15 protein-coding genes are annotated in these 14,000 nt (G+C 61.4%); 5 read left to right on the forward strand and 10 right to left on the reverse strand.

All coding sequences use genetic code 11. The features are described from left to right. Nucleotides 1-105 precede the first annotated feature (105 nt). The 6 genes from HYN24_RS14310 to HYN24_RS14335 are packed head-to-tail and all read right to left on the reverse strand — an operon-like array spanning nt 106 to nt 5,992. Entirely contained in the window at nt 106-867 is a 762-nt protein-coding gene (locus HYN24_RS14310; protein WP_117609882.1) for a TatD family hydrolase, read from the reverse strand. After that, nucleotides 861-2,117, reverse strand: a complete 1,257-nt coding sequence (locus HYN24_RS14315; RefSeq protein WP_117609883.1) for a D-amino acid dehydrogenase — start codon at nt 2,115-2,117, stop codon at nt 861-863. Before HYN24_RS14315 ends, HYN24_RS14310 begins: the two co-directional genes overlap by 7 nt. Next, a complete protein-coding gene (locus tag HYN24_RS14320) occupies nt 2,114-4,267 on the reverse strand; it encodes a bifunctional (p)ppGpp synthetase/guanosine-3',5'-bis(diphosphate) 3'-pyrophosphohydrolase (protein WP_117609884.1) in 2,154 nt (717 codons plus the stop codon). The genes HYN24_RS14315 and HYN24_RS14320 overlap by 4 nt, the downstream gene beginning before the upstream one ends. Nucleotides 4,268-4,288: 21 nt before the next feature. Beyond that, nucleotides 4,289-4,495 (reverse strand): DNA-directed RNA polymerase subunit omega, encoded by a 207-nt coding sequence (gene rpoZ / locus HYN24_RS14325; RefSeq protein ID WP_117609885.1) that lies wholly within the window; start codon nt 4,493-4,495, stop codon nt 4,289-4,291. A gap of 16 nt (nt 4,496-4,511) precedes the next feature. Then, nucleotides 4,512-5,120 (reverse strand): guanylate kinase, encoded by a 609-nt coding sequence (gene gmk / locus HYN24_RS14330; protein WP_117609886.1) that lies wholly within the window; start codon nt 5,118-5,120, stop codon nt 4,512-4,514. A 5-nt stretch (nt 5,121-5,125) separates the two neighbouring features. Then, a complete protein-coding gene (locus HYN24_RS14335; protein ID WP_117609887.1) occupies nt 5,126-5,992 on the reverse strand; it encodes a YicC/YloC family endoribonuclease in 867 nt (288 codons plus the stop codon). Between the two features lie 76 nt (nt 5,993-6,068). On the opposite strand from HYN24_RS14335, the gene HYN24_RS14340 reads away from it, so the two are divergent. From HYN24_RS14340 to hemW, 5 genes are read left to right on the forward strand one after another with little or no spacing between them, the layout of a single operon-like run. Then, a complete protein-coding gene (locus HYN24_RS14340; RefSeq protein ID WP_117609888.1) occupies nt 6,069-7,013 on the forward strand; it encodes a serine/threonine-protein kinase in 945 nt (314 codons plus the stop codon). Beyond that, nucleotides 7,013-7,927, forward strand: coding sequence for a PP2C family serine/threonine-protein phosphatase (locus HYN24_RS14345; RefSeq protein WP_117609889.1), 915 nt, complete (start codon nt 7,013-7,015; stop codon nt 7,925-7,927). The genes HYN24_RS14340 and HYN24_RS14345 overlap by 1 nt, the downstream gene beginning before the upstream one ends. A gap of 8 nt (nt 7,928-7,935) precedes the next feature. Continuing rightward, nucleotides 7,936-8,652, forward strand: a complete 717-nt coding sequence (rph, locus tag HYN24_RS14350) for a ribonuclease PH (RefSeq protein WP_117609890.1) — start codon at nt 7,936-7,938, stop codon at nt 8,650-8,652. 8 nt (nt 8,653-8,660) lie between these two features. After that, a complete protein-coding gene (gene rdgB / locus HYN24_RS14355; protein ID WP_117609891.1) occupies nt 8,661-9,248 on the forward strand; it encodes an RdgB/HAM1 family non-canonical purine NTP pyrophosphatase in 588 nt (195 codons plus the stop codon). Between the two features lie 4 nt (nt 9,249-9,252). After that, a complete protein-coding gene (hemW, locus tag HYN24_RS14360) occupies nt 9,253-10,452 on the forward strand; it encodes a radical SAM family heme chaperone HemW (protein ID WP_117609892.1) in 1,200 nt (399 codons plus the stop codon). Here the strand turns inward: hemW and HYN24_RS14365 are convergent. The 4 genes from HYN24_RS14365 to HYN24_RS14380 all read right to left on the reverse strand — a co-directional run bounded on the left by HYN24_RS14365 (nt 10,449) and on the right by HYN24_RS14380 (nt 13,953). Continuing rightward, a complete protein-coding gene (locus HYN24_RS14365) occupies nt 10,449-10,859 on the reverse strand; it encodes a YidB family protein (protein ID WP_117609893.1) in 411 nt (136 codons plus the stop codon). The genes hemW and HYN24_RS14365 overlap by 4 nt on opposite strands. A gap of 84 nt (nt 10,860-10,943) precedes the next feature. Continuing rightward, nucleotides 10,944-12,623 carry an ABC-F family ATP-binding cassette domain-containing protein gene (locus tag HYN24_RS14370; protein WP_117609894.1) on the reverse strand — a complete coding sequence of 560 codons (1,680 nt, stop codon included), beginning with the start codon at nt 12,621-12,623 and terminating at the stop codon, nt 10,944-10,946. Then, a complete protein-coding gene (locus HYN24_RS14375) occupies nt 12,620-13,039 on the reverse strand; it encodes a YchJ family protein (RefSeq protein ID WP_117609895.1) in 420 nt (139 codons plus the stop codon). Before HYN24_RS14375 ends, HYN24_RS14370 begins: the two co-directional genes overlap by 4 nt. Then, on the reverse strand, nt 13,036-13,953 hold the full coding sequence (locus HYN24_RS14380; RefSeq protein WP_117609896.1) for a recombination-associated protein RdgC: 918 nt from the start codon (nt 13,951-13,953) through the stop codon (nt 13,036-13,038). Before HYN24_RS14380 ends, HYN24_RS14375 begins: the two co-directional genes overlap by 4 nt. Between the last annotated feature and the right edge of the window lie 47 nt (nt 13,954-14,000).

Genomic DNA, 14,000 nt, shown 5'->3' on the forward strand with positions numbered 1-14,000 from the left:
ATCAACTGTCGGCCCCACCAATCTACGCCTGTGGATTCGTCACGCTTTAGCGCAGATCAATTTGAAACGATGCCGCCGAGCCATTTGCCCGACTGTTGACCACCGTCAAAGGCCGGGCACGATGCGCCGGACGTTGTTCGCCGTGGCGGCGATGACCTCGGCCCGAGTAAGCCCACGCAGGTCAGCCAGGACATCTGCCATACGCGGCAATTCGGCCGGACTATTGCGGCCACCATTGAGCCAGGCCGGCGGGATGTCCGGTGCGTCGGTTTCAAGGACGATGGAGTCGAGCGGCAGCGTTCGCGCCAGTTCGCGGATACGGGTCGATCCATTGAAGGTCATCGCCCCGCCAAAACCGAGGGCAAAGCCGAGCTTGATGAATTCATCAGCCTGCTGCCGGCTGCCATTGAAGGCGTGGGCGATGCCGCCGCACACCCCCACCCGGCGCAGTTGCTTGAGAACGGGATCAACGGCCCGCCGGACATGGAGCAGCACGGGCAGGTCGAAGTCACGGGCCAGCTTGAGCTGCTCGACAAAGAAATGTTCCTGAAGCACCGGATCAATCTCGCTGACGAAGTGATCAAGGCCGATTTCGCCAATCGCCACAGGCTTTTCCTGCACCAGCCAGGCACGCAGAACGGCAAGATCGCCCGCTTCGGCCTGCATCACGTATAGCGGGTGGATGCCATAGGCGGCAAGGCAACCGGGATAACGTGCCACGATCTCCCTGGTCTTGGCAAAACCGTTCACAGCCACCGCCGGGACAAGGATTTTACCGACACCAGCTGCTACCGCCCGGGCATGCACCGCATCACGATCGGCATCGAACTCGGCCGCATCGAGATGACAGTGGGTATCAATCAACATGTGAGAAAAGGAAAATCCGGTTCGGGCCTGGACCCGCTGATCATGTCGGCCAAAGCTGCTGCCGAGCCGCAGGCCATCGTCCAGCCCAGCGTACCGTGGCCGGTGTTGAGCCATAGATTGGAATAGCCTGTCTGACCAATGATCGGCACGTTGGACGGGGTCGCCGGGCGCAGGCCGCACCAGAACTCCGGCTCGCCGACTGTTTTCAGCTCGGGAAAAAGCTGGCGGGTGCGCGTGATCAGCGCCTGACAGCGGACCGGGTTGAGGTCAAGGTTATAGCCATTGAATTCGGCTGTCCCGGCGACGCGCAAACGGTTACCAAGGCGTGAGTACACCAGCCGGCATTCGTCATCGGTCAGGCTGACCGTCGGTGCGACGCTGTCCTCGGACAGCGTCAGCGTCGCCGAATAACCCTTGGCCGGATAGACCGGCAGGGTGATCCCGAGTGGTTTGATGAGCTGCGGCGAATAGCTGCCCAGAGCCACAACATAGGCATCCGCCGTCACCGTTTCGAGCTGCCCGTCTGCTCCACGGATGCGGACGCCGCTGATTTGTCCGCCAGCCCGCACAAGATGGTCGATATGCGTTTCATAACGAAATCCGACCCCGGCAGCCGATGCATGCTCGGCCAGTTGGCAGGTAAATTTGTGGGCATCGCCCGATTCATCCGACGGCGTGTAGTCGCCACCGACGAGCAAACCTTTCGCCCCGGCCAGCGATGGCTCGAGCGCCAGGCATTTGGCGGCGTCGACGGTCACCCGATCCAGCCCGAATTCGCGCATCAGCTTTGCCGCCTCGATGGCCGACGCAAACTCTTTGGGGTCGGTGTAGATATGCAGGATGCCACGCTCAAGATGATCGTAGTGCAGGGCCAGCTCACGCCGCAGGCGCTGCAGACAGCCACGGCTATAGAGGGCCATACCGACAATTGCCGCCATGTTGCGGCGAGTCCGCGCCGGCCGGCATTCACCGAGAAAACGCAACCCCCATGCCAGTTGTGCGGGATCGGCCCGCCAGCGCCAGAGTAGCGGAGCATCTTCGCGCCCCAGCCATTTGAGCAGGCGGCTCAGGGCATGCGGATTGGCCCACGGCTCGGCATGTGAGACGGAAATCTGGCCGCCATTAGCAAAACTGGTTTCGTTGCCGGCAACGGGCTGGCGCTCGATAACCGTCACCTGGTGCCCGGCCCGGGCGAGATACCACGCACTTGTCGTGCCGACGACACCGGCACCCAGCACGAGTACTTTCAAGTCTCGCCTCCCCTTTCACGGGTAATGCGGGTGACTTCGGGAATGTGGCGCATGCCGCGCATGACCGAGGCCAGATGCGTGCGGTGGGCGACCTGGATGGTGAATCGCAAGGAGGTAAACAGCCGCTCTGGATCGGAATCCATCGCCACGTGCTCAATATTCGACCCGGCTTCGGCAATGGCCGAGGCCACCTGCGCCAGCACCCCACGCGAGTTCTTGACCTCAACCTTGATGCGGATCTCGAACAGCTTGCCTTCTTCCGGCTCCCATTCGACGTCGATCCATTTTTGCGGCTCAGCCGAACGCGACTTGCGGATGGTCGGGCAGTCATGGGTGTGGATAATCAGGCCACTGCCCTTGCGGATCGATCCAATGATCGGATCACCGGGAATCGGCTGGCAACAGCGCGCCAGCTGGATGGCCATGCCTTCGGTGCCGTGGATGGCCAGCGTCATGCCGCTGGGCGAATCATGCGACATGTCTTCACGGGCTAGCAGGCGACGGGCGACGACGGATGGAAGACGCTTGCCAAGACCGATTTCGGTATAGACCTCTTCGATGTTCTTCTGGCCGCCGGCCTTGACCATCTGGTCCCAGGCCGTGGTCGGAATCGAAATCGGCACGACGCCAAGCGAGAGCAGTTCCTGCCGCAGGAGGCGCTCGCCAAGACGGGCCGACTCCTCGTTCTGCATGGTGCGGAGGAAATGACGAATCTTGCTGCGCGCCCGCCCGGTCTTGACGTAGGTCAGCCACACCGGATTGGGGCTGGTCTGCGGCGAGGTGATGATCTCGACCAGATCGCCATTACGCAGATCAGTACGCAGCGGCGAAAGCTCATGATTGACCCGCGCCGCCGAACAGTGATGACCGACATCGGTGTGCACCGCATAGGCAAAATCGACCACCGTCGCGCCGCGCGGCATGGCCATGATCTTGCCCTTGGGCGTGAACACATAGACCTCGTCGGGGAAGAGATCGATCTTGACGTTCTCGAAGAACTCGGCCGAGTCGCTGGTCTGCATTTCGAGCAGCGACTGCAGCCACTTGTGCGTCTTGATCTGCAGATCGGCGCTGCTCTCGTCCATGTCCTTGTACAGCCAATGGGCGGCCACACCTTCCTGCGCGACGTTGTGCATTTCACGGGTGCGGATCTGCACTTCAACCGGCGTGCCGTAGGGACCGATCAGGGTCGTGTGTAGCGACTGGTAGCCATTGGCCTTGGGAATCGCGATGTAGTCCTTGAACTTGCCCGGCACCGGCTTGAACAGGCCGTGCAGAGCCCCGAGCGCCAGATAGCAGGTGGGGACATTGTCTACAACGACGCGAAAACCGTAGATATCGAGCACCTGCGAAAACGACAGGTGCTTTTCCTTCATCTTCCGGAAGATCGAATACAGGCTCTTCTCGCGTCCGAAAACCTGAGCCTTGAGGCCGGCATGCGCCAACTTGTCGTTGATGCCATCGAGAATCCGCGTCAGCAGTTCCTTGCGGTTACCGTGCGCCATGCTCAGCGCCTTGGTCAGCACGGCGGCGCGATGCGGGTGAATGAGCCGGAAGGAGGTGTCCTGCAGTTCGCGATAGAGCTTGTTGAGCCCCAGCCGCAAAGCAATGGGGGCGTAAATTTCGAGCGTTTCGCGGGCAATGCGGGCACGCTTGTCGGCGCGCATGGCCGACATCGTGGCCAGATTGTGCTGGCGATCAGCCAGCTTGATCAACACGACGCGCAAGTCGCGCGCCATGGCCATCAACATCTTGCGGAAATTCTCGGCCTGCGCCTCCTGGTAGGAAGCGAACTCCATCTTGTCGAGCTTGGACAGGCCATCGACCAGTTCGGCGACTTCCTTGCCGAATTTTTCGGCCAGTTCGTGCTTGGTCGTGCCGGTGTCTTCCAGCACATCGTGGAGCAAGGCAGCGGCAATCGCATCGCCATCCATCCGCCACTCGACGACGGCGCCGGCGACGGCCAGCGGATGCGTGATGTAGGCCTCCCCCGACATGCGCCGCTGATTAGCGTGCGCCTTGGCTGCGTAGGCATACGCAGCCTTGATTTTTTCTAGATCAGCGGGGGATAGATAATCGAGACTATCGAGGAAAACCCGGTATGCGGGTTCCTCATCAGCAGGCGGCAGAGGCGACGGCGCAGAATCCATCAGTCTTCACCGCCTCTGCTTTCAGGACTGGCCGCGGTTGAGCACTTCCAGACCGATCTTGCCGGCACTCATTTCCTTCAGTGCAACAACCGTCGGCTTGTGCTTTTCACCGTCGACCAGCGGCGTCGCACCATTGGCCAGCTGACGGGCGCGGTGGGCGGCAGCCAGGGTCATCATGAAGCGATTGGGAATCTTTTTCAGACAGTCATCAACGGTAACGCGAGCCATGGGGGAACCTCAAAAATCAGATCATTCTTTGAAACAGGGCGGCGTGACGCGCACGCTGAGCCCCAAAGCTCAAACGGGATGCCCGTACAACCGCACGAAGGTCATCCAGAGCCTGAGCCAACTGGTCGTTAATAATAACATAGTCGAATTCCCCGACATGGCGCATTTCGGCCTGAGCCGCGGCCAGACGGCGGGAAATGACGTCGGCGCTATCGGTGCCGCGACCGGTCAGACGACGCGTCAGCTCCTCCATCGACGGCGGCAGGATGAACACCCCGATAGCTTGCGGAAACAGGGCGCGAACCTGCTGCGCCCCCTGCCAGTCGATCTCGAGCAGGACATCGCGATCGACTGCCAGTTGGTCGGCGATCCATTTTTTCGAGGTGCCGTAGAAATTACCGTGCACCTCGGCCCACTCAAGAAACTCCTGACGGCCGATCATGGCCTGAAATTCGGTGGCATCGACAAAATGATATTCGCGCCCGTTCTCCTCGCCGGGACGCGGTGCCCGGGTGGTATAGGAGATCGAAAGCTGAACCCCGGGCTCCTGTTCGAGCAGGAGCCGCACCAAGGTCGTCTTGCCAGCCCCGGAGGGTGCCGCCACTACGTAAAGATTTCCGGCCATGATCCTTATTCCAGATTCTGAATTTGCTCGCGCATCTGTTCGATGAGCAGCTTGAGTTCCATCGAGGCTTGCGACACCTCGGTGATCGCTGATTTCGAGCCAAGCGTATTGGCTTCGCGGTTGAGTTCCTGCATCAGAAAATCGAGGCGCTTGCCGCAGGCCCCACCGTGCTTCAGTACCCGCTCGACTTCATCGAGATGGGTGGTCAGGCGGGACAGTTCTTCGGCCACATCGATGCGCGTCGCAAACACGGCAACCTCCTGGAGGACGCGATCCTCGCTGGCGCCGCCGAGTGCTTCGGTCAGGCGCTGACGCAGCTTGTCGGTGTAGATGGCCTGCGCCTCGGGAATGCGCGGGGCGACGCGACGGACGATGTCGCGCATGGCATTGACCCGGTCAATGATTGTTTCGGCCAGCTTGTCACCTTCGCGGCCACGGGTCGCCGTAAAGTCGCCAAGCACCTCACGGGCCAATGCCATGACCTCCGGGCCAAGGGCGGCAAAATCGACGTTCTGCTCGCCAAACATGCCGGGCCAGCGCAGGGTTTCATTGACCGACAGCGGTGCTGCCTCGGGCATTTCACTGCGCACTCGGGCGCTCAGTCCCTTAAGCGTGGCCAGCAACTCGCTGTTGATTTTCAGCTGTTCGGCCTTGGCCGCCGCCGCATTGAAGGAGAGACGGCACTCGACCTTGCCACGCGTGATCTTCGTCGCGAGCAATTCGCGCAGCGGAATCTCAAGGGAGCGCAGGTCTTCTGCGACCCGGAAATGAAAATCGAGGTAGCGCGAGTTGACGCTTTTTAACTCAATTTGCAAGCTTCCTTGTTCAAAATCTCGCGTTTTAACGGCATAACCAGTCATACTACAAATCATTATCGGGAGCCTCCTGCTTTACAGTCCGGACAACACGCCCGAAAATGCCTGAAATTGCATATTAACCGCGAGATCCATGGCGCAACAAGCCAATCAGCCACTACCCAACGGCTTTACGCTGGAGGAGTACACAATCGACCGCCAGCTCTCGCTCGGCGGCTTTTCCATTGTCTATCTGGCGACCGACCATGCCGGCGAACAGGTGGCTATCAAGGAATACCTGCCCAATAGCCTGGCCTTGCGGACGCGCGGCGAAATCAATCCGGTGATCAGCGCCGAACATCTGGGCGCTTTCCGCTACGGCATGAAGTGTTTTTTTGAGGAAGGCCGCGCCCTGGCCCGCCTGTCGCACCCGAACGTGATTCGCGTGCTCAATTTCTTCCGCGCCAACGAAACCGTGTACATGGTCATGGAATATGAGCATGGCCGGACGCTGCAAGAGTTCATCCAGAAACATCAGGGGCACATTTCCGAACGTTTCATTCGTGGCGTCTTTACCCGGATGCTGAACGGCCTGCGTGAAGTGCACTCGAACAAGCTGCTGCACCTCGACCTCAAGCCGTCGAACATTTACCTGCGCAGCGACAATACGCCGGTCCTCATCGACTTCGGGGCGGCCCGCCAGACGCTGGCAACCGATCAGCCCATCCTCAAGCCGATGTACACCCCGGGCTTCGCCTCGCCCGAGCATTACGGGTCGCGCAAAGACCTCGGGCCGTGGAGCGACATCTACAGCGTCGGCGCCTCGATGTATGCCTGCCTTGCTGGCAGCGCACCGCAGGCCGCCGACCTGCGCATGAAAAAGGACACCCTGGTGCCGGCCATGATGCGCTGGGATGGCCAGTTCTCCGACCGCCTGCTCGAAATCATCGACTGGTGCCTCAACCTCAATCACCTTTACCGTCCACAAAGCGTCTTTGCCCTGCAAAAAGCGCTGGTCGAAACCGTCACCCCACCCCGTCCGAAGCCGGCGCCAAACTGGATTGGCCGCTTCGTCGACAAACTCAGGAAGCCGATCTAATGCGATTTACCATTTACCAGGAAAGCCGCCAGGGCGGCCGCGCCAACAACGAGGACCGGACCACCTACTGTTACTCGCGCGACGCTCTGTTGATGGTGGTCGCTGACGGCATGGGTGGCCATCACTATGGCGAAATCGCCGCCCAGCTGGCTGTCCAGACCCTGGCTGATGCTTTTCAGCGCGAAGCGCGGCCGGTCCTGACCGATCCCTTCCGCTTCCTGCAAAAAGGCATGACCAACACCCATCATGCCATTCTCGATTACACCGCCCGGCATCGCCTCAAGGACACGCCGCGCACCACCTGCGTCGCCTGCATCATCCAGGACAACGTCGCCTACTGGGCACATGCCGGCGATTCGCGACTGTACCTGATGCGCGACGGCCGGGTTGTCACTCAGACCAAGGATCACTCGCGCATCCGCCTGCTTATCGAAGAAGGCATGATCACCGAAGAACAGGCCGCTTTTCACCCTGATCGCAACAAGATCTATAGCTGCCTGGGCAGCCCGCACCCCCCCGAGATCGAATTTTCCCGCAAGACGCCACTCGATAACGGCGACATCCTCGTCCTCAGCACGGATGGCCTGTGGGGTGAAATCCCCGGCGAGACGATGGCCACTGCCCTGAAGGGAGCCAATCTCCTGCAGGCCGTACCGATGCTGCTCAACCAGGCCGAACAAAAGGGCGGCGAGCATGGCGACAACCTCTCCGTAGTCGCCGTGCGCTGGGAGGACACCTATGTCGAAACGGCCAGCAGCGCCATTTCAACCCAGACAATGAGCCAGAACGAGGTCACCTCGAGCCTCGATGAATTCGGTCGCAATCCGTCCTACAAGAGCGACCTGAGCGATGATGAAATCGAGAAGGCGATCGAGGAAATTCGCTCCGCCATCGACAAATACACCCCAAAATAAGGAAACCCATGCGCCCCAGCCAACGCCAACCGGACCAGCTCCGCACCGTCAAGATCACCCGTAATTTCACCCGTCACGCCGAAGGTTCGGTGCTGATCGAAATGGGCGACACCCGCGTGCTGTGCACCGCCAGCGTTGAAGAGAACGTACCGCCCTTCCTGCGGGGCAAGGGTCAGGGCTGGGTCACTGCCGAATACGGCATGTTGCCCCGGGCGACGCACACACGCTCGGCCCGTGAAGCAGCCAAAGGCAAGCAGACCGGCCGCACCCAGGAAATCCAGCGCCTGATCGGCCGCAGCCTGCGCGCCGTGACCGACCTAAAGGCCCTCGGCGAACGCCAGATCACCCTCGACTGCGACGTTCTGCAAGCCGACGGCGGCACGCGCTGCGCCTCGATCACCGGCGCCTGGGTGGCCCTCTACGAAGCCTGCGAAAAACTCGTCACCGCCGGCAAGCTGCCCGCCAACCCGGTGCGCGACCACGTTGCCGCCATCTCGGTCGGCATCTATCAGGGCAGCCCGGTGCTCGACCTCGACTACCCGGAAGACTCCAACTGCGACACCGACATGAATGTCGTCATGACCGGCGCCGGCGGCATTGTCGAAATCCAGGGGACGGCGGAAGGCGAGCCGTTCAGCCGGGAGCAGATGAGCGTCCTGGTCGATCTCGCCACCATGGGCATCCGCCAGCTCACTGCCGCCCAGCGAAGCGCCCTGGCCGCATGAGCACTGGCATGAAAAAGCTCGTCCTGGCGTCCAACAACGCCAAGAAAATGAAGGAACTCAACGCCCTGCTCGCGCCGCTCGGCTTTGAAGTCATTCCGCAGGGCCAGCTGGGCATTCCGGAAGCCGAAGAGCCCTACTGCACCTTCGTCGAAAATGCCCTGACCAAGGCCCGTCATGCCGCTCAGGCCTCCGGCCTGCCCGCGCTGGCTGACGATTCTGGCCTCTGCGTGGCGGCACTCGGCGGCGCACCCGGCGTCTATTCGGCGCGCTATGCCGGCGAACCGAAATCGGATGCCCGCAACAACGCCAAACTGCTCGCCGACCTCGCCGGACAAACCGATCGCCGCGCCCATTTCGCCTGCGTGCTGGTCCTCGTACGCTCGGCTGACGATCCTCAGCCGATCATTGCTGAAGGCGAGTGGCACGGTACCATTCTCGAGGCCCAGCGCGGGGCCGACGGCTTCGGCTACGACCCGCTGTTCTACGCCCCGACGCATTGCCAGACTGCCGCCGAAATGGATAGCGCGATCAAGAATCAGTTGTCGCATCGCGGCCAGGCCATGCAGAAACTGATCGCCCGCCTGCCGACGCTCTGAGCCCATGGCACGCACCATCCCGATCTTTGCCCAGAAGGCAGCGTCGTCCACGCCGGCCAGCCTCGAATTTCGCGTCTCGCCGCCGCTCGCACTCTACGTCCACGTACCCTGGTGCGTGCAGAAATGCCCCTACTGCGACTTCAATTCGCACGAAGCCAACGGCACCATCCCCGAGCGCGAGTATGTCGATGCGCTGATCGCTGACCTTCAGTCCGCCCTGCCACTGATCTGGGGCCGCCCGGTGGTCAGCGTGTTCTTTGGCGGCGGCACCCCAAGCTTGCTCTCGCCGGCCGCCATCGACGAACTGATCGCCGCTTTCCGGGCTCTCGCCATGCTGGCGCCGGATGCCGAGATCACCCTTGAAGCCAATCCCGGCACCGTGGAAGCGGAGAAATTCGCAGGTTTTCGAGCGGCTGGCGTCAATCGCCTGTCGCTCGGCATCCAGAGCTTCAACGACGCGCACCTGAAAGCACTCGGCCGCATCCACGGCGCCGCCGAAGCCAAGCGGGCAGCACAACTGGCCGGCGCACATTTCGCGTCATTCAATCTCGACCTGATGTACGGCCTGCCGGGCCAGACGCATGAGCAAGCACTTGCCGACATTGAAACCGCACTCTCCTTTTCGCCATCGCACCTCTCCTGCTACCAGCTGACCCTGGAGCCCAACACCCGCTTCGCCGCCTTCCCGCCCGAACTGCCTGAAGGCGACATCTGCGCCGACATGCAGGAGAGCATCGAAACCCGTCTGGCCGCCGCCGGTTTCACCAACTATGAAACCTCGGCCTTCGCACAACCCGGCAAGCAGTGCAAGCACAACCTCAATTACTGGTATTTCGGCGACTACCTCGGCATCGGCGCCGGCGCCCATTCCAAGCTGACCCTGCACGACCGCGTCCTGCGCCAGATGCGCTGGAAGCACCCGAAGGCCTATCTCGACAACATCCGTAGCGGCAGTGCCATTCAGGAAGAAACGCAGGTCGAGGCAAAAAGCCTGCCCTTCGAATTCATGATGAATGCCCTGCGTCTCGCCGACGGCTTTCACCCCTCGCTGTATGAAGCGCGCACCGCCCAGCCTTTGATCGGCATCCAATCGGAACTGAAAGTGGCGGAGACTAACGGACTGCTTGTCGTCGGCCCGGAAAAGATTGCGCCGACCGCGAAGGGTCGGCGCTTTCTCAACGTACTGCTGGAAGGCTTTCTTTAGGCGAACAGCCCGCCCTTTTTCAGCAAATCCATGCCCTGGGCAAGCAGATCGCCACCCTCAGGAAGCTGACCGTTCGGTGTCATCTTGTCGATCACCTGGGGCAGCAGATCGGCCAGGCCACCAGAGGCCTGTTCCGGCGACACCCCCAGTTGCGAGGCGATATCCTGCAACTGGCCGCCACCCAGAACAGCCTTGATCTGCTCGGCCGAAATCGGCAGGTTCTGCCCGGTGGACACCCAGGACTTCACGACCTCGCCCAGCCCCCCTTGTTCGAAGGACTGAACCAGCCCGCCCAGGCCGCCGGTTTGCGGGTTATTGATCAACTGCATGACAATGTTCAGCAACGGGTTACTACCAGCGGACTGACCGCCAGACAAGGCGCCGACGACGGAATCGAAAAGGCCCACGGGGTTTCTCCAAAGGAAATTAGGTGGGCCATCCTAATTCACCGACATGACGGCAATTGTGAATATTTGCGAAACAGTCGGTGGTTACGCCGCCAGCTTTTTCTGCGCCGCTGACGCCTCTTCCCGCACGCGCTTGGCCTCGTCCAGCAAATAGCGCTGGTAGTCTTCCAGATCGCCATCAAACGGCACGACACCGCCCTTGGAGACCAGCCAGAATTCGTCGCACACCGAGCGCAGCAGAGCGCGGTCGTGGCTGACCAGCATGACGGTGCCTTCAAACTCATTGAGGGCGACAGCCAGGGCTTCGCGGGTGTTGAGGTCAAGGTGGTTGGTCGGTTCGTCAAGGAGCAGCAGGTTGGGGCGCTGCCAGACGATCATGCACAGCACGAGGCGGGCCTTTTCGCCACCGCTCATGGTGCCGACCGGCTGCTTGACCATTTCACCGCCGAAATTGAAGGTGCCGAGGAAGTTGCGCAGTTCCTGCTCGCGCCCCGGCACATTGCTGCGGCCGGCGGCGATAGCTTCCTTGGCCAGGCGGACCATGTGTTCGAGCGGCGTATCCTGCGGGCGCAGCACATCGAGTTCCTGCTGGGCGAAGTAACCGATGTTGAGGCCTTTGCCTTCGGTGACGTCGCCGCTGATCGCCGCGATGTCGCGGGCGATGGTCTTGACCAGGGTGGATTTACCCTGACCATTGGCGCCGAGGATGCCGATGCGCTGACCAGCCATCACCGAGCGGTTGATGTTGCGGACAATGGTGGTCGGCGGCGTGCCGGCCGGGGCTTCTTCCGAGGCCGGGTAGCCGATGCTGACGTCCATCATGGAAAGCATGGGGTTGGGCAGGTTCTGCGGTTCCTGGAATTCGAAAGTGAATTCGGCATCGGCCAGCACCGGGGCGATCTTTTCCATGCGGTCGAGCGCCTTGACCCGGCTCTGCGCCTGCTTGGCCTTGCTCGCCTTGGCCTTGAAACGGTTGATGAAGGATTGCAGGTGGGCAATCTTTTCCGCCTGCTTGGCCATGGTCGCCTGCTGGAGCAGCATCTGCTCGGCCCGCATGTCTTCGAACTTGCTGTAGTTTCCGCCGTAGCGGACCAGACGGGCATTATCAATGTGCAGCGTGACGCCGGTGATGGCATCGAGGAATTCACGGTCGTGACTGATCATGACCAGAGTGCCCTGATAGCGCTTGAGCCAGGCTTCGAGCCAGACCAGGGCATCGAGGTCAAGGTGATTGGTCGGTTCGTCAAGGAGCAGGATATCGGAAGGGCACATCAGGGCGCGGGCCAGTTGCAGGCGCATGCGCCAGCCGCCGGAGAAGCTGTTGACCGGGTTGTGCAGTTCGGAAACCTTGAAGCCAAGGCCGAGGATCAACGACTGGGCGCGCGCTTCAGCATCATGTTCGCCGGCGTCGTTGAGCGCCATGTAGGCTTCGGCCATGCGCATGCCGTCGTCGCTGGCTTCGGCGTCATGCACCTCGTTGCGGGCGGCGAGCAGCTTGGTGTCGCCGTCGATCACGAAGTCGGTGGCGCTTTGTTCGGTTTCCGGCATGTCCTGCGCCACCTGGCCCATCTGCCATTGCTTGGGGATCGAGTAATCGCCGCCATCCTCGTGCAGGGTGCCGTTGAGCAAGGCAAACAGGGTGGACTTGCCGGCCCCGTTGCGGCCAACCAGACCGACCTTCTCACCGGGATTGATGGTGACCGAAGTCTTGTCGAGCAGCACTTTCGAGCTGCGGCGCAGGGTGACGTTCTTGAGGATGATCATGGGTTACTTTTTTCTTCAGTGGTAGAGCCTGGATTCATGTCGCCATCGACATAGAACCAGCGGGCGTCCTCGCGGACGAAGCGGCTTTTTTCGTGCAGTCGGTGGCCGCGCCCGGCAAGGCGGTAGCGGGCGACAAATTCGACCGTGGCATGACTTTCATCCTGCTGCTGGCAGCGCTTGATCTCCAGCCCCAGCCATTTGGTGCCATCGTCCTCGGCCAAGTCAAGACTGTCCGGCCGGGTCGAGGCATGCCAGCTGGCCAGCAGGTAATCGGACAGTTTCAGCACATAGGCGCTGTAGCGCGAACGCATCAAGGCTTCTGCCGTTGCGGCGGGTTCGGCCGCCGCATGCAGCAGCCGGCAGCATTGAGCGTAAGTCCTGCCGCTGGCGCAGGGGCAGGCATCGCTCGCCTTCATTTTTCCTCGACCACCTCGCCGCCCAGCGCTTCAATCAGTTGCGGCAGGAAGCGCGAAAGTTCGCCAGTCATCAGGGCAAAATCGGCGTCGAACTGTTCGTCGGCATGTTCTGCCGATTTCTCGGCTTCTTCCTTGAGCAGGTCGAGGAAGGCGAGGCGCTTGATTTCGAGCTTTTCGCCAAGCACAAAGGAAATTCGGTCATCCCAGGTCAGGGCCAGCTTGGTGGGCAGCTTGCCACTGGCCAGGTGGGCCTTGATTTCACCGCTGATACCATCGCCGTCGAGCGGGTGGCGAACGTAACGCACGGCGGCTTTTTCCTCGCCGACCGCCTTCAGTTCGCAGTCGCGGTCGATGGTGAAAGCGCCCGGGGCATCGCCGCCGGCCAACCAGTCAGCCATCGCCGATTGTGGTGAAACTTGGGTATGAAGCATGGTCAGCGGGAAGTCGTCGAGGCAATGACGCAGATGCTCGATGACCTCTTCGGCCTTGGCCGGACTGGCCGCATCGACGCAGAACCAGCCGGACTGCGGGTCGAGCCAGACGTAGGTGGTGCGGCGACGGGTGAAGGCGCGCGGCATCAGTTCCTCGGTAATCCGCTCGCGCAACTCCTTCAGCTGCTTGCGACCCGGCGCGTAGCCCTGCTGCGCCTCGATCAGTTCGGCCCGCTCGCGGACCTCGTCATTGACCACGGAGGAAGGCAGCAAGCGCTGCTCGATGCTGAGTGCAATCATCCATTGCCGACCCAGCGAATAGACCAGCGCCCCGTCGCGGCGCGGCGATACCCAGCCCCGGCTCATCGGCTGGTTGCTCGGGCACTTCACAAACGGGCCACGGCCCAGTTGCTCTTCAAATTTCGCGAGGTCGATATTCCACGGCGTCGGCAGGCGGTAGAGCTGGAGATTACGGAACCACATGAATCATTCCCGGTTTGCAGTCATTGAGGCGCGAGAGTTTAACAGCC

Origin of the sequence: Dechloromonas sp. HYN0024 (assembly GCF_003441615.1) — a bacterium.
In the GTDB taxonomy this organism is placed as follows: Bacteria; Pseudomonadota; Gammaproteobacteria; order Burkholderiales; family Rhodocyclaceae; genus Azonexus.

Bases quoted from the DNA above. Each gene is read 5' to 3' on its own strand.
- HYN24_RS14310 (WP_117609882.1), bottom strand. From the start codon at position 867: ATGTTGATTGATACCCACTGTCATCTCGATGCGGCCGAGTTCGATGCC.
- HYN24_RS14320 (WP_117609884.1), bottom strand. From the start codon at position 4,267: ATGGATTCTGCGCCGTCGCCTCTGCCGCCTGCTGATGAGGAACCCGCA.
- rpoZ (WP_117609885.1), bottom strand. From the start codon at position 4,495: ATGGCTCGCGTTACCGTTGATGACTGTCTGAAAAAGATTCCCAATCGC.
- gmk (WP_117609886.1), bottom strand. From the start codon at position 5,120: ATGGCCGGAAATCTTTACGTAGTGGCGGCACCCTCCGGGGCTGGCAAG.
- HYN24_RS14335 (WP_117609887.1), bottom strand. From the start codon at position 5,992: ATGATTTGTAGTATGACTGGTTATGCCGTTAAAACGCGAGATTTTGAA.
- HYN24_RS14340 (WP_117609888.1), top strand. From the start codon at position 6,069: ATGGCGCAACAAGCCAATCAGCCACTACCCAACGGCTTTACGCTGGAG.
- HYN24_RS14345 (WP_117609889.1), top strand. From the start codon at position 7,013: ATGCGATTTACCATTTACCAGGAAAGCCGCCAGGGCGGCCGCGCCAAC.
- rph (WP_117609890.1), top strand. From the start codon at position 7,936: ATGCGCCCCAGCCAACGCCAACCGGACCAGCTCCGCACCGTCAAGATC.
- rdgB (WP_117609891.1), top strand. From the start codon at position 8,661: ATGAAAAAGCTCGTCCTGGCGTCCAACAACGCCAAGAAAATGAAGGAA.
- hemW (WP_117609892.1), top strand. From the start codon at position 9,253: ATGGCACGCACCATCCCGATCTTTGCCCAGAAGGCAGCGTCGTCCACG.
- HYN24_RS14370 (WP_117609894.1), bottom strand. From the start codon at position 12,623: ATGATCATCCTCAAGAACGTCACCCTGCGCCGCAGCTCGAAAGTGCTG.
- HYN24_RS14375 (WP_117609895.1), bottom strand. From the start codon at position 13,039: ATGAAGGCGAGCGATGCCTGCCCCTGCGCCAGCGGCAGGACTTACGCT.
- HYN24_RS14380 (WP_117609896.1), bottom strand. From the start codon at position 13,953: ATGTGGTTCCGTAATCTCCAGCTCTACCGCCTGCCGACGCCGTGGAAT.